Here is a 17,384-nt window from a genome sequence, read left to right as displayed (position 1 = left end):
TTACCCTGGACCCCGCGATCAAGTCGCGGAGAGGCAAAGGGGGGGAGGAAAATCTAGTCGTCGATCGCGGCGTACACCAGTTGCTGGAACTGCCGCCGCAGCGGATAAGCCCCTGACGGCATGAGCTGGGTCATCAAAATGGCAATCAGGTCTTCGGTGGGGTCGATCCAGAAAATGGTGCTCGCCGCGCCGCCCCAGTAGTACGTGCCGTTGGGGCCGGTAATCTGCGACTTGGCTTCGTCCACCGTGACCGCAAAGCCAAGGCCAAAGCCGATGCCTGCGTTGGTGGTTTCAGAAAATGCACCCTGCGCAAAGCCTTCAAGGTCGCGCCCGTCCGGCAGGTGGTTTTGTGTCATCAGCGCCAGTGTCGGGCGTGACAGCAGCCGCGTGCCATCAGGTGCCGTGCCACCCGCAAGCAGCATCCGGCAGAACTTCAGGTAGTCAGACTGCGTGGACACAAGCCCGCCACCGCCGGACGTGAACACCGGCGGTTTTGCATAGCGTCCGGTTTCCGGGTCGTCCGCCAGCGTGAACGATTTCGACTTTGGGTCCCGCTGGTAGTTGGCCGCAAAGCGCGGCATCTGCTCAGACGACACCTGAAACGCCGTATCAGTCATGCCCAGCGGTTCAAAGATGCGTGTACGGAAAAAGTCATACAGCGACATGCCGGAGACAACCTCAACCAGCCGCCCCAGCACATCCGTTGACACCGAATAGCTCCACGCCTCGCCCGGGTCATGCAGCAGCGGCATACGGCCCAGCAGTCTGCAGAACTCTTCAAGGTTGGAGGTTGTCAGGTCCACGCCGCCAATCTTGAAATAGCGGTAGGCTTCGTCCACCGGGTGAACTTCCATGAAGCCATAGGTAAAGCCCGCCATATGGGTCAACAGATCACGGATGGTCACCTGCCGGTGCGCGGCCCGCGTGGCCATGCCGCGTGCCGGGCCGCCTGCATACACGCGCAGGTCGCCAAGCTCGGGGATGTAGCGGCCAATCTCGTGCTCAAGCTGGAAGCGGCCTTCCTCAAACAGCATCATCACCGCAACGGACGTGATGGGCTTTGACATTGAATAGATGCGGAAGATCGTGTCGTGCGTCAGCGCCTTGCCGCGCTCCACATCCATTTGTCCCTGTACGGAGAAATGTGCCAGTTCGCCCTTGCGCCACACCAGCGTGGAAAGCCCCGCCAGCTTCTTGCGGTCCACATAGGTTTGAAAGAACGGTGCAATCCGGTCGAGGCGGGTGGGGCACATGCCGGCTTTTTTGGCCGCGGTTGCGGGGTCGCTGATCAGGGGAGCGTTCATGATGCGGTGGGCCTGTTTTCGAGCGGGACGGGAGTGGAAAGAGCGTCAATCAGGTCGCTGGCCAGCCGGGACTGAAAAACCGGCTGTGTGCCGCCATGTTCAAGATCAAACGCCTGCCACAGCCCGTCAGATTTCTCGATGCGGAAACTGGGATGCGTCCAGCCGCAGCGATAGGCCAGCACGCACGGGCTGCCGTCATCGTTGGTGACAAGATCCACATCAAGAGGCGAAGCCGCAGCCGCCTGAAAAAGCCGTGTCCGGTCACGATCCGTAATCCGGTCAAGCGGAAGCCTGATAACGTCGCCCACGTGCGTCCCCCCAAAAGGCAAGAGCTGCGTCTTTCACCCGGTTTACCGGACGCCGCGCAGTTTAAGTGTTGTCTGGCAGGCATTCTTGAATAGGAGCGGGCGCGGGGCAAGAGCAAGTTGGGTACAGCGCCTATGAACTGCTTTCAAAGTCCGTTTATGCTTACCAAAGCGTGAGATATCCGGGGCATTTCAGGCGTCGCCAAACGCCTCCGCCACCTGCCTGATCCAGCGCTTGACGCCGTCGCCCTGCACATCATGGCTATCGCCGTGGCGCACCAGGATCAGGTCTTTTTGTGGCACCAGAACAATGTACTGGCCGCCATAGCCGTTGCACGAAAACGTATTCGGTCCGGCAATTTCCAGCCACCAATGCGCCCCATAGCCCTGAAACTCGTCAGCCCCCGTCGGCACTTTGCTTTGGCTGCGGGCATAGTCCACCCAGCCATTTGGCAAAATCTGCGTGCCGTCCCACAGCCCGCCGCGCATGTACAGGAGGCCGAATTTCGCAAAGTCCCGCGCGGTCATGAAGCAATAGGATGAGCCGATCCACGTGCCCGTCGCATCAAACTTGGGGATCGCACCGCGAATACCGATCGGGTCAAACAGCGTGCGCGTCATGAAGGCTTCAAAGTCGCCCGCAGACACGGCCTGCCCATCGCCCAGCGCCACCGCCAGTGCGCGCGCCAGAATGTTGGATGTGCCACTTGAATAATTGAACACCGTATCAATCGGGTGCAGCAGTGGCTTGTTGGCGGCATAGCCCGCAACATCCCCCTTGCCGCCGCCAAACAGCATGGCGATGGTGTCGGAGATGTCGCCGTCCACATAGTCTTCGTCAAACGCAAGCCCGCTGGCCATGCGCAACAACTGGTCGATGGTCAGTTCGGCGCGTGGATCATCCGCGGCCCATTCAGGCGCGCCGACACGATCAAAAATCGACATTTTGCCCTCGCGCACTGCAATGCCGATCAGCGCCTGCAAAATGCTCTTGGCCATCGACCACGACGGGTAGGTTTGTGCCGGGCCATAGCCGTCTGCATAGGCCTCAGACACCAGTTTGCCGCCCTGAATGGCCACGAAGGCATGGGTCGGCCCCAGATCATCCGGCCCCTTGCCATCGCCATCGGGGTCTGAAAACGCATGGTCCAGCAGGTCGCCCAGCGCCACATGGTCGGCGCTTGTGGCGGTGGCCGTTGGCCAGGCGTCAGTGGGCCATGCAACGCCTGTGGGCTGCGGCGGGAGGGGGGCGAGATCAGGTTCTTTTGTCATGCCAGCACCCTGCCACAACGGATTTTTCTGGCATAGTCTTGAGCGAACACAAGACCAAAGCAGCAAGCAGTGTCGGGCGTGTGCGGGCACATCGGGGAGAAAAGAAAAATGTCACTATCAAAACTGCGCATTGACGGCGACCGGTTTGTAGATGCTGAAGGCCGCCACGTCATTTTGCGCGGCGTCAATCTGGGCGGCGACTGCAAGCTGCCTTACCCTGACGGCGGCACCCACATTCCCACGGATTTTTCAGATCACGCTAACGTCAGCTTTATCGGCCGCCCGTTCCCCATTGACGAAGCCGACGAACATCTGGGCCGCCTCAAGCACTGGGGCTTCAACTGCCTGCGCCTGCTCACCACCTGGGAAGCGTGTGAGCACAAAGGCCCCGGCCAGTATGACGCGGCCTATCTGGATTACATTGCAGAGGTCTGCCGCCGCGCGGGTGAGCACGGCCTCTATGTGTTTATCGATTTCCATCAGGATGTCTGGTCGCGCATGTCCGGCGGTGACGGCGCGCCGGGCTGGACGTTTGAAAAAGTAGGCCTCGACTTCACGACATTTCATGAGGCCGGTGCCGCGAAGGTCATGCAGCTTTGCTATGACTTTGAGCGCGGCGGCGGGCGGCAGGAAGACACTTACCCGACAATGACCTGGGCGCAGAACTACCGCCGCCCCGGCAACGCCATCATGTGGACGCTGTTTTTCGCCGGTGCTGACTTTGCCCCCGACCTGATGGTGGATGGCGTCAACGCGCAGGAGTTTCTGCAAACACACTATATGGGTGCGATGAAGCAGATCGCCGTGCGCGTCAAGGACATGCCCCATGTGCTGGGCTTCGATACCCTGAACGAGCCGGGCTCCGGCTGGATCGGCCACGAGACGAGCTATCAGCATACCTCAAAGTCAGCCGAGCACCCGCAACGCGTGACGCCCGGTCCCGCCTGGTCACCGCTTGACGGATTGCTGGTCGCCCGTGGCATCCCGCGCACGGTGCCGGTTTTGAGTTTTGACGCCTCAACCATGAAAATGGCGGTCACCGGCGAGGAGCGCGCCAATGAAACGCGCGTTTCGCTGTGGCGCGACGGCGTGTCGTGTCCGTTCGAGCAGGGCGGGGCGTATCGCCTCAACGCCAACGGCGAGGCCGAAGACGTCAACGAGACGTATTTCACCCACAAGAATGGCAGGCCGATTGATCTGGAGACGGATTATATGGTGCCGTTCTTCAACCGCGTGGCGCGCAGCATCCGCGAGGTAAAGCCGGACTGGATGGTATTTGCCGAACTGGACCCGTTCCGCGACCTGACCGACGAGGGCTTTCCCGCGGGCACGCCCGACAACACCGTGAACGCCAGCCACTGGTATGACATTGTCACGCTGGTGACCAAGAACTTCATGTACCCAACCGCAATCAACCCGTTTAACGGCCGCGTCATTGAAGGTGCCGCAGCCATTGAGGCTCAGTATGTTGAGCAGCTTGCCGCCATCAAGGATGCGGCGCGCACACTGAACGGCGGTAGCGGTGCCCCCACGCTCATCGGCGAGTTCGGCATTCCCTATGACCTTGATGACGCTGCCGCCTACAAGGCGTGGGCGGGCGGCGACCACTCGGACGCCCCGTGGCAGATGCACGTGACGGCACTGGACCTCATGTACAACGCCATGGATGCATTGCTGCTTTCAACGGCGCACTGGAACTACACAGCATCCAACAGTAACGATCAGGCCATCGGCGACGGGTGGAACCAGGAAGATCTGTCGATTTTTTCCCGTGACCAGCAGAACAATCCGCATAGCAAGGATTCAGGCGGCCGCGCGGTTAAAGGCTTCTGCCGACCTTACATTCGCCGTGCGCAGGGCATGCTGGTGAAGCATGGCTTTGAGTTGGCGTCGCGCAAGTTCAAGGCTGAAATCACGGTAGAGGCTGACGCCGCACCTACCGAGATTTATGTGCCACGTCTGCACTATGCGTCAGGGTGCGACATCAGCCTGTCGTCGGGCAAGGCCGTGTTTGGGGACGATGGGCAGGTGGTGACGGTGGAAGGCGCGAATGCCGGGCGGCTGGAAATTGTCATCCAGCCATCGACCGGGGCTTAAGACTCGGCGCGCGGGGTGAGACCCTCCGGTCAAGCCGGAGGGAGGTCGGTATTTATATTTTCGGTCAAGTCGGGGGGGCGGTATTTATACTGTGTTTCCGCTGCCCCTCCGGCTTGACCGGAGGGTCTCTCCAATATCTGCGCAACCTCGCGACGCTCAGGCCTTCCCCACCGCCATCAAACAAAATGCATACACTTCCGCCACCTCATGCAGCCCCTCAAAGCGGCCTGACTTGCCGCCGTGGCCTGCTTCCATGTTGGTCTTGAGCATCAGCAGATTATCGTCGGTCTTGAGCGCCCGCAGTCTGGCCACCCACTTTGCGGGTTCCCAATAGGTAACCCGCGGGTCCGCCAGCCCGCCCAACGCAAACAGCGCCGGGTAATCCTGCGCGGTTACATTGTCGTAGGGCGAGTAGGCGGCGATCCAGTCATAGGCGTCCGCATCGGCAATCGGGTTGCCCCATTCGTTCCACTCGGGCGGCGTCAGCGGCAGCGTGTCGTCCAGCATCGTGGCCAGCACATCGACGAACGGCACTTCCGCCACGATGCCGGCAAACAGATCCGGCCGCATATTGGCAACCGCGCCCATCAACATGCCGCCAGCACTGCCACCCTGCGCCACTACGTTGCCCTTTGATGTAACCCCGGTCGCGATCAGATGTTCGGCCGCTGCAATAAAGTCCGTGAACGTATTTGTTTTGTCCTTGAGCTTGCCCTGCTTGTACCACTGATAGCCCTTGTCCTTGCCGCCGCGCACATGGGCAATGGCATAGACAAACCCGCGATCCACCAGCGACAGCCGCGCCACGGAAAAACTCGCCGGAATGCTGATCCCATAAGCTCCATAGCCATACAGCAGGCACGGTGCCGAGCCATCGAGCGGCGTGTCACGATGATGCAGGATTGACACCGGCACCTGTGCACCATCGGGCGCTGTCGCCATCAGCCGTTTGGTCACGTAGTGCGACACATCATGACCACTGGGCACCTCCTGACGTTTCAGCAGCACTCGCTCTCGCGTTGCCATGTCGTAGTCATACTGTTCCGTCGGTGTTGTCATTGACGAATAGCTGAAACGCAGTTTGGTTGTGTCGTATTCATACCCTGGCGACAGCCCCAGCGAATACGCATCCTCGTCAAACGCAATGGCGTGTTCATCGCCTGTCCGCATGTCTCGGATGATCGCGCGTGGTAGCCCGCCGTGCCGCTCAAGGCGCACCAGATGGTTCTTGAAGGCGATGTGATCAAGCACCAGTGTGCCCGGCGCATGTGGCACCATATCGCGCCAGTGCTCTCGGCCTGGTGTTGCGATAGGTACTTCCACCAGCTTGAAGTCTTCCGCATTGGCCGCGTTGGTACGGATAATCAGCCGGTCGTTCCAGTCTTCAACATCGTATTCGTGGCCGTCGTCGCGCGGGGCCACCAGCACGGGGGCTGCTGTCGGGTCATCCGCACGCACAAACCGTATTTCAGACGTCTGGTGATCGTGGCTGTCGATGACAATCAGCCGCCCGCTCTGGGTCTGGCCGACGCCGACAAAGAATCCCGGATCAGTTTCTTCGTACACGCACACGTCGTCACTCACCGCCGTGCCAAGCGCGTGGCGCATGACTTTGTGGGGGCGGTGATTTGCATCCAGCAGCGTGTAAAAAAGCGTGGCGTTGTCGGCTGCCCACACAATTCCGCCGGAGGTATCGGAAATGACATCCGGCAACACTTCGCCGCTCTCAAGGTCTTTGACAAAGACCGAGAAATACTCCGACCCCGCCGTATCCGTTGAATAGGCCAGCAGCCGGTGGTCACGCGAATGCGTGGCGTCGGCAATGCGCATATAGCTTTCGCCAGCCGCAAGCTGCGGTCCATCCAGAATGATGGTTTCTTTTTCCCCGCCACTGCCCCGCGCGCGACGGCAGAACAGCGGATATTCCGCGCCCGTATCCCAGCGTGAATAATAGCTGTAAGGCCCGTCAGGGGCAGGCACCGAGCTGTCATCTTCCTTGATGCGGCCCTTGATTTCGCCAAACAATGTGTCCTGCAGAGCCTTGGTTGGCCCAAGCTGTGCCTGCGTATAAGCATTCTCGGCTTCAAGATAGCTGCGAATGTCAGCATCGAGCGTCTCAGGCTCGCGCATCACCTGCTGCCAGTTGTCAGCGCGCAGCCACGCATAGTCATCGGTGCGCGTGCGCCCGTGATGCGTATCTGTATGGGGTTTGCGTGCAGCGACGGGCGGTGCGGCCTCAGTCATCGGAGGTCGATGAGCCATCCGGGGTAAACTCCATCGCCATGCCATTCATGCAATAGCGAAAACCCGTGGGCTGTGGCCCGTCGGGAAACACATGCCCCAGATGCGCATCACAGTTTGAACACACAACTTCCGTCCGTGTGGAGAACAATGATTTATCCGCGTGATACTCAACGACATCTTCGGCAACGGGTGCATAAAAACTCGGCCATCCGGTGCCGCTGTCATATTTGGTGGCCGCATCAAACAACGGCTGCTTGCAGCACACGCACGCATAGGTGCCGGACGCTTTCTGGTCCCAGTTGGGGCCGGTGAACGCGCGCTCCGTGCCTGCCTTGCGGGTGACATGAAACTGTTCGGGAGTAAGCTGCGCCTGCCATTCAGCATCCGATTTTCGCACTTTCGTGCGCGTGCTGCTGGTGGTCCAAAGGGCGCGCGTTGCGTCAGCCATGCTTATTCTCCCGGCAGTGAAAGGTTGTTCAGCGTTGGATATAATAAGACCGGCGGATACATCAAATGTATCCGCCGGTCACATTTTTGCGAACGGTTCTTCGCGGCCTATTCAAAAACCAGCGACAGGGTTTCAGCCACCATGGCGGGCCGGTCCGAGCCTTCCACTTCCATGGTCACTTCGTTGGTCATCTGCACGCCGCCTGACTTGGGTTCCATGTTGAGCAGTTTAACGCGGGCACGCACCTTGCTGTTGACCGGCACCATGCCGGTGAACCGCACTTTGTTGCTGCCGTAGTTGATGCCGCGCGTCACGCTCTTGATGCCGGATACACTGCCCTGCAGCATCGGCAGCAGCGACAGCGTCAGGTAACCGTGGGCAATGGTTGGCATCCCCAGTTCCTTTTGCGTGCGCTCGCCGTCAATGTGGATCCACTGGTGGTCGCCGGTCGCATCCGCAAACAGGTTAATGCGGTCCTGGTCAATCTCCACCCAGTCGCTGACGCCAATTTCCTTGCCGACTTCCTTGGACATTTCTTCGATGTTTTCAAATACGCGCATGGCGATGTTCCCTCTTTAGAGCGAGGCGCAGTATGGCCCCGCATGTCATCGGATGGTTTCGGGCGCGACTTTAACGGCACCGGAGCGCATGTGCCAGCGGCACGCTCAACCAGCACCCACTTAATATGAATAAGTGATGTCCACCCGGCGGTCCGCAGAACTGTCGCTGGTCAGCCAGTCCGACAGGAAACCCCAGCTTTCCCCCTTGGAGCGAACCACGATCTGGTCGCGTTGCCAGCCGCGCGCCACAAAAGCCTCCGCCACAGCCTCTGCCCGCCCCAACGCGAGGGCAGAGTTACGCCTGGCGTCACCCTCCTTGCTGGCCTGGCCGACAATGCAAATCTGCTTGACGTCCCGCGCTTTGCCGATCGAGCTTGCCCGATCAATGCGCTTCACGGCCTCCTCATCCAGCTCATTGCCTGACGTGTAAAAATAGATGCGGTACTCCTCATCAATCTGGGCATCCACATTGTTGCGGCATTTCTCAGCCCATGCGTGAGCAGGCACCGATGCGCCGAGCGCAATAATCAGCGACAAGCCAAGAGCTGCACAGCAACCGACGATAAAGTGTGCATGACGGGTCATAAAAAGGTCTCCGGATAGCAGTTTGACGGGCACCAAACGCAACGGGTTGAGCCTAGCGGATTTCGCGGCACAAGACGAGGCGTGAGGGTGCTCAGTCTCCGGCGGCAGCCCGCACGCGCCCGCAAAGCTGATGCATTGGCCCGTCGCCTATGCCCAGCGCATCCAGCCGCTCAACCGTGCGATACAGATAGTCACGGTTGGTGCCCAACTGGCCTTCCGCGCGCGCAATCCGCCGGATGACAGTCGGCTCTTTCAACTTGCCCGCATAGCGCTTGTGCTGCCGGTTGATAACGTAGGTGAAGGCGGGTGTGCTGAGGGGTTTGCCGTTGATCTGAAGGGTGACCCATGCGGGCCGGTAGGAGCCGCCGATCATTTCGCGCATCCACAATATCTCTGTCTCACTCTCCACCTGATGCGCCGCAATGCGGTGCGCCATGCCGCGGCACGAGCCGCCATGGTCCAGTGCCAGCATCAGGCCGGGCTTTTCAGGTGTGCCGCGTCCCAGCGGCAGGTTGAGGCAGAACGAACGGTGCAGGCCAAACACCTTGGCTGGCTGGGTTTCAGCCACATGAATGGCGGGATTCCACATCAACGAGCCATAGCCGAACACCCAGATGTCCGATTTTCCATTCCACCGGCGCATGAAACGACGGCGGTTATCCTCGCGCTCCTGCGCCGTGAGCAACGAGGTGTCGCCGCGCTCCGCCAGCTCACGCCGCAGCGTTTCCATCCGCTCGTGGGTAAAGTTCTCGCGCAGGATCATGCCGTCCGGCGACAGTTTCAGTTCGACCCCGAACGCGTTCTGCTTGGCCGCGTCAGACGATTTTCGAGTCACGGTTTCCCCAGTACCTGTCGCGGATCAGCCGCTTGTACAGCTTGCCTGTCGGGTGGCGCGGTAACTCCTGCTCGAAGTCGATGGAGCGCGGACATTTGATTTTGGCAAGCTGCGACTGACAGAACTCTATCAGTTCAGCTTCAAGCTCCGGTCCGCGCTCGGCCCACGCCATGGGCTGCACAACCGCCTTCACTTCCTCGCCAAAATCCTCGTTCGGCACGCCGATCACCGCAACGTCCGCCACCTTGGGGTGCGTCACCAGGAGGTTTTCGGCTTCCTGCGGGTAGATGTTCACGCCCCCGGAAATAATCATGTAGGACTTGCGGTCGGTCAGATACAAAAAACCGTCCTCGTCCACACGGCCCACATCGCCCAGCGTTGTCCAGCCTTTGGGGTGTTTCGCTTCGGCGGTTTTGGACGGGTCGTTGTGATATTCAAACTCGTTGCCGCCACCAAAATAGATGGTGCCGACCTCACCAACGGGCACTTCCTCACCATCCTCACCCACAATATGCAGCTCGCCCATCAGGGGCCTGCCAACGGACCCTTTGTGTTCCAGCCACTCTTGCGAGTTGAGCGCGCAAAAGCCGTTACCCTCGGTGCCGGCATAATACTCGTTGATGACCGGACCCCACCACTCGATCATTTGTTCCTTGATGGGAACGGGGCAGGGGGCCGCTGCGTGAATGGCGCAGGTAAGGCTCGACACGTCATACCTGCTGCGCACATCTTCGGGCAGTTTCAGCATACGGACGAACATCGTCGGCACCCACTGGCTGATATTGATCTTGTGTTTTTCAACAAGCTTCAGTGCTTCTTCCGCATCAAAGTGTTCCATCACGATGCAGGTGGCACCCACGCGATGCATCGCCATGTTGTAGCGCAATGGCGCTGCGTGATAGAGCGGCGCGGGGGACAGATAGACCGAGTGCTCGCCTGCGCCATACAGCACGGTGATGAGCCCCAGCAGCGGCGGTATCTCGTTGATCGCACCTTCCGGCAGCGGTGCCTTGATGCCCTTGGGCCGCCCGGTGGTGCCCGACGAATACAACATGTCAGTGCCGGGGCATTCATCTGCGATGCGTTCTGCGGGCATTGCGTCACGCGCTTCTTCATAGGACTCATACCCGGCCCGCGTGCCGCCCACCATCAGGCGGTGTGCAACGCCGGGCATCTTGTCCACGAGTTTGTCCACGACATCGCCCATCGCTGCGGAAGTGATAAACAGCTTCGCCCCGCAGTCGCTGGCAATGTACTCAACTTCGCCTGCGGTCAGCCGTGACGAGATACAGGTGAAATACAGGCCGGCGCGTTGCGCGGCCCAGCACAGCTCCAGAAAGCGCGCGTTGTTTTCCATGAAAATGGCAATCGAATCGCCCCGCCTGAGGCCGAACTTGCGGAACAGTTGCGCCCCCTGGTTGGAGCGGTCATCCAGTTCCTTGTAGGTCACGGTCTCGCCGGTGGAGGCCATCACATAGGCGGGTTTGTCCGGGTTGGTCTGGGCGTGGTCGCACGGATGCATGATGTCTCTCCCTGGAGCAGGCATATTGTGTTTGGCTGCTCAAGCAGCTCTTTCAGTGTTGTTATACGCCAACCGGTTCGCACTTGAATACCGGTTAGCCGTAAGCACACACATCTGGCGCTCGCCGATTTGCACGCTAAACTCCCCCCGACAGAAACCTGAGATACCAACGATAATTCGGGAGACGACCCACCATGGCCGACAAAACCTACAACACCATTCTGTATGACGTGGACGACGGCGTGCTCACACTCACGCTTCACCGCCCTGAAAAAATGAACGCCTTCACCGGCGAAATGATGGTGGAGATGATTGATGCGTTCGACCGCGCGGATGCCGACGACGCCGTGCGCGCCATCATCGTGACAGGGGCCGACCGTGCATTTTGCGCAGGGGCGGACTTGTCTGCCGGTGCCAAGACCTTTGACTACGAAGCCCGCGACGATAGGCCCGACAAACAGGGCTCAGCCATGAAGGGCGGCGAAATCGACTGGTCCGATGAGCGCGTGCGCGACGGCGGCGGTCGCCTGACGCTGCGGATTTTTGAAAGCATCAAGCCTGTGATCGGCGCCATCAACGGGGCGGCTGTAGGCGTCGGCGTCACCATGCAGTTGCCAATGGATATTCGCATCGCCTCCACCAAGGCGCGCTTCGGCTTTGTGTTCGCCCGCCGGGGCATCGTGCCTGAAGCCTGCTCAAGCTACTTCCTGCCGCGTATTGTCGGCATCTCAAAGGCACTTGAGTGGTGCTATTCCGGCCGCGTGTTTGACGCGCAGGAGGCGCTGGACGGCGGCCTCGTGCGCTCCCTGCATGAGCCCGACGACCTGTTGCCCGCCGCCCGCGCGATTGCCCGCGAGATTGCCGACAACACGTCAGCCGTGTCGGTCTCGCTCACCCGTCAGATGATGTGGCGGATGCTGGGGGCCGATCACCCGATGGAGGCGCACAAAATTGATAGCCGCGCCATCTATTCACGCGGCCAGACGGCAGACGCCAAGGAAGGCGTCATGTCGTTCCTTGAAAAGCGGCAGCCGGAGTATCCGTGTACGCCGTCCAAAGACATGCCGAGCTTCTATCCGTGGTGGGAAGAACGCAAATACAGCTAGGCTGCTCTGATGGCGTGTCGCAATATGTCAGGCTGTATCAGTCGGCAGGTTGCGGCACGCCCATGCGGGCATCCGCCTTCCACAGGCTGGTGAAGAAGAACACGCCAAGCCACAAAAACAGCATCGCCACCGGCGGCACCAGCAACGCATCAAACAGCCCCAGAATGCTGGCCACATAACCTGCCAGCAACGCACCAATGGGTCCGCCGCCCATCATGGCCATTTGAAATGCCGCAAGCATCCGCCCGCGATGGCTGTCGGGCGCACGCGCCTGTACCAGCGCCCGCGATGTGGACATGCTCACGCCCGCCGACAGCCCCCACACCAGCACCAGCAGCAGCACCGCCCAGAACGGCGGCTGAAAATGCACGGCCGTCATGGTGACGGAGCCTGCGCACATAGCCAGCATGATGGCGCGGCCCTGCCGCCTGATCTCAGGCAGCCGCGTCAGCAGAAAACTGGACGCACCGATGCCGCCAAAAAACGCCGCCGTGAACAGTGAAATCTCGAAGGCCCCGCCGCCATAGGCATCGCGCGCAAGCAGCGGGAAAATCACCATGAACACGCCGATGTAAAATACCCCGCCCAGCCCCATCAAAATCATGATGGCGCGAATGTCCGGGTCGCCCAGCGTCATCGACAGGCCTTCCCACATTTCTCTTGCGCGGGATCGCTTTTCGTCTGTGCCGGGTTGCGGCGGTGCTTCCTCCAGCCGTGTTGTTGTAAATGCCGTAAACAGCGCCAGCACCGAATGCAGCACCAGATAAGGCACAGCCCCCACAATGCCGGCAAAGCCTGCCGCAATCATGCCCACCACCTGCGCTGCAAACTGCGCAGCCGTGGCCATGGCAACAGCATGGGGAATGGCCCCGCCCATGGAACGCATGGCGATGCGTGTGAGGATGGAGTCCCGTGCGGGCACCACCCACGCGGATGCTGTGGACATGACGCCCACATAAGCAATCACCGCCCAGTAGCTCAGGCTGTCCGTCGCGATCACCACCGCAAGTGCCACTGAGGGCAGGGCAACAAAGACCTGAAGCCTCACCAGGTGGCCGCGCAGCTCCACCCGGTCAGCGGCAGCACCACCCACCATGATGAACAGCAGCATGGGCAGCATGGAAAACATCTGCGCGATGCCCACACGCTCCGGCGTTTCAGCCAGCACCACAGCCACCAGCCACGGCACCAGAACGCCCTGAAACCCCGCCGCCAGAAAAAAAGCGGCATGGCCGGTCATGTACCAGCGCGCTTCGGCCTGGTGGTGTGCGTCACTTGAAGTCACAGGGGAATATCCAGTTTGGCGTGCTTTAGGGCCGCCGGGAGAAACCTACTGACTTATTGTCAGATAATCCGATCACACAGTCCAGTCAGGGTTTTGCCTAAAAAAGACCGCTGTTCTAGGCCGGAGCTGCCACATCATCAGCGGTGATGGACAGCAGCCGCGTTGTGCTGGCGACGGTAATGATTACCAAAAGCATGATGCCCGCCGGTATCCATGCGGCTACATGCAGGTTGGTGCCTGCAATCAAAAAGCCCATGGCGAACGCGCCGATCGGCCCGCCGCCCGCAAACCCCAGTTGGAAAATCGACAGTACCCGCGCGCGGTGGCTGGGTGGCGCTGCAAGCTGAACAATCGTCCGGCTCATGGTCATGGAGGTGCCGGCCCCCAGACCCCAGATGAAACACAACAGACACATGACCCAGAACGGTGCCGGAATGCCAATGAGGGCGAGAATGACCACGCCGCTGGACAGCGTACATACCAGCACCAGCCCGCGCCGATGAATATGGCCAAAGCGCAAAAGCCCGAAGGTGGCCATAATAGTCCCGCCCCAAAAACAGATATTCACCAGCGAGATTTCAGTGGCACCACCGCCAAACAGATCGCGCACCATCAGCGGCAACAGCACCATGAAGCTGCCGACATAAAAAATGCCTACGGCAAACATGCACAACACAACAGGCAGGATCACCGGCGATGACGCAACCTGCGCAATGCCGTCGCGCATATCAGCAAGGTGGTGTGAGGCGGGTCGCTCGATAGGAGGTGCAGCGGGAAGTTTGCGCACGGCTACAGCGCCTGTCAGCATGACGGCTGATTGCAACACCAGCAAGGCAGGCACGCCCGTAAGCGATGCCGCGCCGGCAACGATGATGCCCCCAAGCTGGCCGATGAACTGTAGGCCGGATGCCAGGGTCACCGCTTTTTGAATGTCCGTGCCAAACGCAACAACCGCCACCGTTGACAGCAGCGAGTCGCGCGCGGGTATGGCAAAGGCTGACAGCGTGCCCATGACCAGCCCAAACGCGATCAGCCATTCAAACCGCAATGAGCCGCCGAAAATAATCAGCGCCAGCACGAGCGGCGGCAATGCGGCAATACAATGCAACCGCATCAATAACGCCCGCGTGTCACGCCGGTCTGCGAACGCCCCACCAAAGATCATGAACAGCAGCGAAGGTGCCATGATGGCCGTTTGCGCCAACCCCACCCGATACGCGCTTTCGTCGAGCACGACAGCCACGAGATAGGGAAACAGCACCATTTGCAGCCCGGTGCTGCCAAACCATGTGGCCAGCCCGATCGCATACCAGTTGAAGATTTTAGGGCCTGTCGCGGGAGCAGAATGCTCCGTAAGCCGATCGGTCAAAGCCTGAAACTTTCTTGGCACTGCCTGGGCAAGCAGCAATGTGACGTTCGTATGAAACTTTTAAGTCAGATGCGATTGAGCCCGGACATTAAGCGAAATGCAAGCGGTGGGGCATACGATCGTCGAACAGCATTGGACGGGTGCGGACAAGGTTTCATGACCAGACAAATTGATCAACTCATAGAGCGTCGCGCACCGGTTACATCGTCGGCCAAGTGCCATGAGGTCTATGAGATTTTCATGCATGACCCCGATGCAATGTGTGTAGCGGTGGTAGATGACGGTTTGGTAGCCGGTATGGTCAACCGTCAGGACTTCGTGTTGCGCTATTCATATCAGTTTGGTCCGGACCTTTATGGCCGTCGTCCGATTAGCCACCTTATGGACCCATCCCCACTTATCGTGGATACCGACGTTGCCTTCGATACATTAACTGGCCGTATTGGCGGCGCGCGCGCCAGTGATCTGTTGCGCAGCTTTGTCGTCGTGGAAAACGGTATTTATTGCGGTGTCGGCACTGCGTTGACACTGTTGCGTATGATGCTGGATGTAAGTGAACACCGTCTGGCGGCGCTTGAAATTGAACGTCACCGCGCCGAGGTGGCGAACGGGGCCAAGACTCAGTTCCTTGCCAGCATGAGCCACGAGTTGCGGACCCCTCTCAATGCCATCATCGGCTTTACCGATTTTATGGCCACTGAGCCGTTTGGGCCGGTGTCACCGCCGCGCTACGGCGAGTATGTCAAGGACGTGAACGCGAGTGCCAACCACTTGCTGGGCCTTATCAATGAACTGCTGGATATGGCCAAAATTGAATCCGGCCATATAGATTTGTGCGAGGAAGAGTTTCCGGCTTCACGCCCCATTCTTGACGCGCTGAATATGCTCAAACAATCAATCGCCGATGCAGGGCTAACCCTTGAAACCCGGTTGCCTGACGGCGATGTTACTCTGTATGCAGATGAACGAATGGCGCGACAGGTTGTTCTCAATCTTTTGTCTAACGCTATCAAGTTTACCCCTGCCGGTGGCACCATATGTGTGACCGCATCCAGCAACACACATGCCGCCAGTCTCACAGTAGCCGATACCGGCATCGGCATCCCGGCAGATCGTATTGAAACGGTTCTTGAGCCGTTTGAGCAGGTTGAGAACGCCATGAGCCGCACCCGTCCGGGAACAGGCCTTGGCCTGCCGCTCGCACGCGCCATGATGCAGGCCCATGGCGGTTCTCTTGAAATACAAAGCGTCCTCGCTGAAGGCACGCAAGTTACAGTGTCACTGCCGCGCGAACGCATTGTTTCATATGGCGCGAGAGCATTGCAGCCTGCAGTAGCTTAGGAGCAGCGTCTTAGCAGGGGGGCACTGGCAAGGCGTGCCCGCGAACAAAGTGTCCACGCTAACAAGGCGTCATGGCATCAAACGCCGAGAAAGCCAGTTCCATTGCGGGCTTCTCCAAGAGTTCCGGTTGCCACTCGGCCTGGTTCACCACTTTTTGCGCCAACTGCTTGAAGCTTGCCTGCTGCGGCACGCGCAGGCACTGCACCCGGTCCGCATCCTCGTTGCTGTGCTGCTTGGCCGTCACCCGGTTGCGCGTCATCACCTGATGGCTGCGAAACAAGCCACCCAGAAACTGATTGCAGTGGTAGATAGCCACTGAGTTTTGTGGCGTGCGGCCATCCTCAAAATCAGTCACTGCGCGGCTGCACGCAGTATACAGATCCTGGCCTGTCTCCACCCGCGATTTTGCGTGCGCCAAGCCGACGACACCGCACAGGGCCGCTGCCGTGAGCGCGGCAAACAGCCTGACAGAAAACGGGGGGCGTAGGGTTGTCATGGGTCAAGTTTACCTACAGGCGCGGGCCTGAACCAGCATGTTTCACCTAGAGTGGCGCCGGGCCAATCTGCTGATCTTCAAACATGCGGTTGCGGCCAAGCCCGTCTGAGGAACCGCAGGTCATGGAGCCGTCACGCCACCCGGCGCGGTACGCTGCATCCTGTGCAAACATGTCCTCGTCGCGCAGCACCTTGGTGGCAAAGCCGCGTTCTCGGTTGTGCGCAGTGCGGCAACCATCGGTGTAGCCAGCGGTAAAGCCGGGCAGATGCGACAGGTCACGGTCAGCCTCATGAGCACACCCGGCGGCCAGCAGACCAATGGCCGCACCCAGAATTATCGATCGATATAAGCGTGTCACGTCCAACTCCCCCAGCTACCCGGCAAGCCAATATCCGGTTCCCCGAATGCTATCAGAGTGCTGCTCTGCGTGCGATGCCACCCTTTTGTCGCGGTAAACGGCCCACAAAAACAGCAACTTTGTGCAAATTACCAACAAAAGCCGGACAAATACCCGGCAAACACCCGGCAAACACGCGCTTTTGTCGGCTCAAATGCAACAACCGGTTTTGGCAACGCTGTAAGCCCCGCGCGGTCATTATGCCCAAACACTTAGAA

At 59.7% G+C, this 17,384-nt stretch carries 16 protein-coding genes; 3 read left to right on the top strand and 13 right to left on the bottom strand.

Features of this window, described 5'->3' with window-relative positions; genetic code table 11:
* Positions 1-53: 53 nt before the first annotated feature.
* The 3 genes from RIB87_RS09735 to RIB87_RS09725 form a co-directional block, all read right to left on the bottom strand.
* Entirely contained in the window at positions 54-1,304 is a 1,251-nt protein-coding gene (locus RIB87_RS09735; RefSeq protein ID WP_350146020.1) for a serine hydrolase domain-containing protein, read from the bottom strand.
* Complete coding sequence (locus RIB87_RS09730; protein WP_350146018.1) at positions 1,301-1,612, bottom strand: hypothetical protein; 312 nt, start codon at positions 1,610-1,612, stop codon at positions 1,301-1,303. Before RIB87_RS09730 ends, RIB87_RS09735 begins: the two co-directional genes overlap by 4 nt.
* A gap of 189 nt (positions 1,613-1,801) precedes the next feature.
* On the bottom strand, positions 1,802-2,881 hold the full coding sequence (locus RIB87_RS09725; RefSeq protein ID WP_350146016.1) for a serine hydrolase domain-containing protein: 1,080 nt from the start codon (positions 2,879-2,881) through the stop codon (positions 1,802-1,804).
* Between the two features lie 108 nt (positions 2,882-2,989).
* Between RIB87_RS09725 and RIB87_RS09720 the strand changes: the two genes are divergently transcribed.
* Positions 2,990-4,978 (top strand): glycoside hydrolase family 5 protein, encoded by a 1,989-nt coding sequence (locus RIB87_RS09720; RefSeq protein WP_350146014.1) that lies wholly within the window; start codon positions 2,990-2,992, stop codon positions 4,976-4,978.
* Between the two features lie 156 nt (positions 4,979-5,134).
* Here the strand turns inward: RIB87_RS09720 and RIB87_RS09715 are convergent, their stop codons facing one another.
* The 6 genes from RIB87_RS09715 to RIB87_RS09690 form a co-directional block, all read right to left on the bottom strand.
* Positions 5,135-7,240, bottom strand: coding sequence for a S9 family peptidase (locus tag RIB87_RS09715; RefSeq protein ID WP_350146012.1), 2,106 nt, complete (start codon positions 7,238-7,240; stop codon positions 5,135-5,137).
* Positions 7,215-7,670, bottom strand: a complete 456-nt coding sequence (msrB, locus tag RIB87_RS09710; RefSeq protein ID WP_350146010.1) for a peptide-methionine (R)-S-oxide reductase MsrB — start codon at positions 7,668-7,670, stop codon at positions 7,215-7,217. The genes RIB87_RS09715 and msrB overlap by 26 nt, the downstream gene beginning before the upstream one ends.
* A gap of 107 nt (positions 7,671-7,777) precedes the next feature.
* Complete coding sequence (locus tag RIB87_RS09705; RefSeq protein WP_350146008.1) at positions 7,778-8,230, bottom strand: MaoC family dehydratase; 453 nt, start codon at positions 8,228-8,230, stop codon at positions 7,778-7,780.
* Positions 8,231-8,350: 120 nt separating this feature from the next.
* Positions 8,351-8,815, bottom strand: coding sequence for an OmpA family protein (locus RIB87_RS09700; protein WP_350146006.1), 465 nt, complete (start codon positions 8,813-8,815; stop codon positions 8,351-8,353).
* Between the two features lie 91 nt (positions 8,816-8,906).
* Complete coding sequence (locus tag RIB87_RS09695; protein ID WP_350146004.1) at positions 8,907-9,650, bottom strand: gamma-glutamylcyclotransferase; 744 nt, start codon at positions 9,648-9,650, stop codon at positions 8,907-8,909.
* Positions 9,631-11,175, bottom strand: a complete 1,545-nt coding sequence (locus tag RIB87_RS09690; protein ID WP_350146567.1) for an AMP-binding protein — start codon at positions 11,173-11,175, stop codon at positions 9,631-9,633. Before RIB87_RS09690 ends, RIB87_RS09695 begins: the two co-directional genes overlap by 20 nt.
* Positions 11,176-11,366: 191 nt before the next feature.
* Here RIB87_RS09690 and RIB87_RS09685 point away from each other — a divergent pair, with 191 nt between their 5' ends.
* Positions 11,367-12,278, top strand: coding sequence for a crotonase/enoyl-CoA hydratase family protein (locus RIB87_RS09685; RefSeq protein ID WP_350146002.1), 912 nt, complete (start codon positions 11,367-11,369; stop codon positions 12,276-12,278).
* Between the two features lie 37 nt (positions 12,279-12,315).
* On the opposite strand, the gene RIB87_RS09680 is transcribed toward RIB87_RS09685, so the two are convergent.
* Entirely contained in the window at positions 12,316-13,563 is a 1,248-nt protein-coding gene (locus RIB87_RS09680) for an MFS transporter (RefSeq protein ID WP_350146000.1), read from the bottom strand.
* Between the two features lie 115 nt (positions 13,564-13,678).
* Positions 13,679-14,932 carry an MFS transporter gene (locus tag RIB87_RS09675; RefSeq protein ID WP_350145998.1) on the bottom strand — a complete coding sequence of 418 codons (1,254 nt, stop codon included), beginning with the start codon at positions 14,930-14,932 and terminating at the stop codon, positions 13,679-13,681.
* 156 nt (positions 14,933-15,088) lie between these two features.
* Here RIB87_RS09675 and RIB87_RS09670 point away from each other — a divergent pair, with 156 nt between their 5' ends.
* Positions 15,089-16,273, top strand: coding sequence for an ATP-binding protein (locus RIB87_RS09670; RefSeq protein WP_350145996.1), 1,185 nt, complete (start codon positions 15,089-15,091; stop codon positions 16,271-16,273).
* Between the two features lie 58 nt (positions 16,274-16,331).
* On the opposite strand, the gene RIB87_RS09665 is transcribed toward RIB87_RS09670, so the two are convergent.
* Both RIB87_RS09665 and RIB87_RS09660 read right to left on the bottom strand, forming a co-directional pair.
* Positions 16,332-16,769: a Rap1a/Tai family immunity protein gene (locus RIB87_RS09665; protein WP_350145994.1), complete on the bottom strand. Its 438-nt coding sequence runs from the start codon at positions 16,767-16,769 to the stop codon at positions 16,332-16,334.
* 46 nt (positions 16,770-16,815) lie between these two features.
* The gene (locus tag RIB87_RS09660) at positions 16,816-17,127 is read right to left on the bottom strand and encodes a hypothetical protein (RefSeq protein WP_350145992.1); all 312 of its coding nucleotides are present in this window, start codon (positions 17,125-17,127) and stop codon (positions 16,816-16,818) included.
* Positions 17,128-17,384: the final 257 nt, after the last annotated feature.

Source organism: Pyruvatibacter sp., from assembly GCF_040219635.1.
Taxonomy (GTDB): Bacteria; Pseudomonadota; Alphaproteobacteria; order CGMCC-115125; family CGMCC-115125; genus Pyruvatibacter.
This window is presented reverse-complemented; position numbering and strand designations above follow the sequence as displayed.

Bases quoted from the DNA above. Each gene is read 5' to 3' on its own strand.
- RIB87_RS09735 (WP_350146020.1), bottom strand. From the start codon at position 1,304: ATGAACGCTCCCCTGATCAGCGACCCCGCAACCGCGGCCAAAAAAGCC.
- RIB87_RS09725 (WP_350146016.1), bottom strand. From the start codon at position 2,881: ATGACAAAAGAACCTGATCTCGCCCCCCTCCCGCCGCAGCCCACAGGC.
- RIB87_RS09720 (WP_350146014.1), top strand. From the start codon at position 2,990: ATGTCACTATCAAAACTGCGCATTGACGGCGACCGGTTTGTAGATGCT.
- RIB87_RS09715 (WP_350146012.1), bottom strand. From the start codon at position 7,240: ATGGCTCATCGACCTCCGATGACTGAGGCCGCACCGCCCGTCGCTGCA.
- msrB (WP_350146010.1), bottom strand. From the start codon at position 7,670: ATGGCTGACGCAACGCGCGCCCTTTGGACCACCAGCAGCACGCGCACG.
- RIB87_RS09705 (WP_350146008.1), bottom strand. From the start codon at position 8,230: ATGCGCGTATTTGAAAACATCGAAGAAATGTCCAAGGAAGTCGGCAAG.
- RIB87_RS09700 (WP_350146006.1), bottom strand. From the start codon at position 8,815: ATGACCCGTCATGCACACTTTATCGTCGGTTGCTGTGCAGCTCTTGGC.
- RIB87_RS09685 (WP_350146002.1), top strand. From the start codon at position 11,367: ATGGCCGACAAAACCTACAACACCATTCTGTATGACGTGGACGACGGC.
- RIB87_RS09670 (WP_350145996.1), top strand. From the start codon at position 15,089: ATGACCAGACAAATTGATCAACTCATAGAGCGTCGCGCACCGGTTACA.
- RIB87_RS09665 (WP_350145994.1), bottom strand. From the start codon at position 16,769: ATGACAACCCTACGCCCCCCGTTTTCTGTCAGGCTGTTTGCCGCGCTC.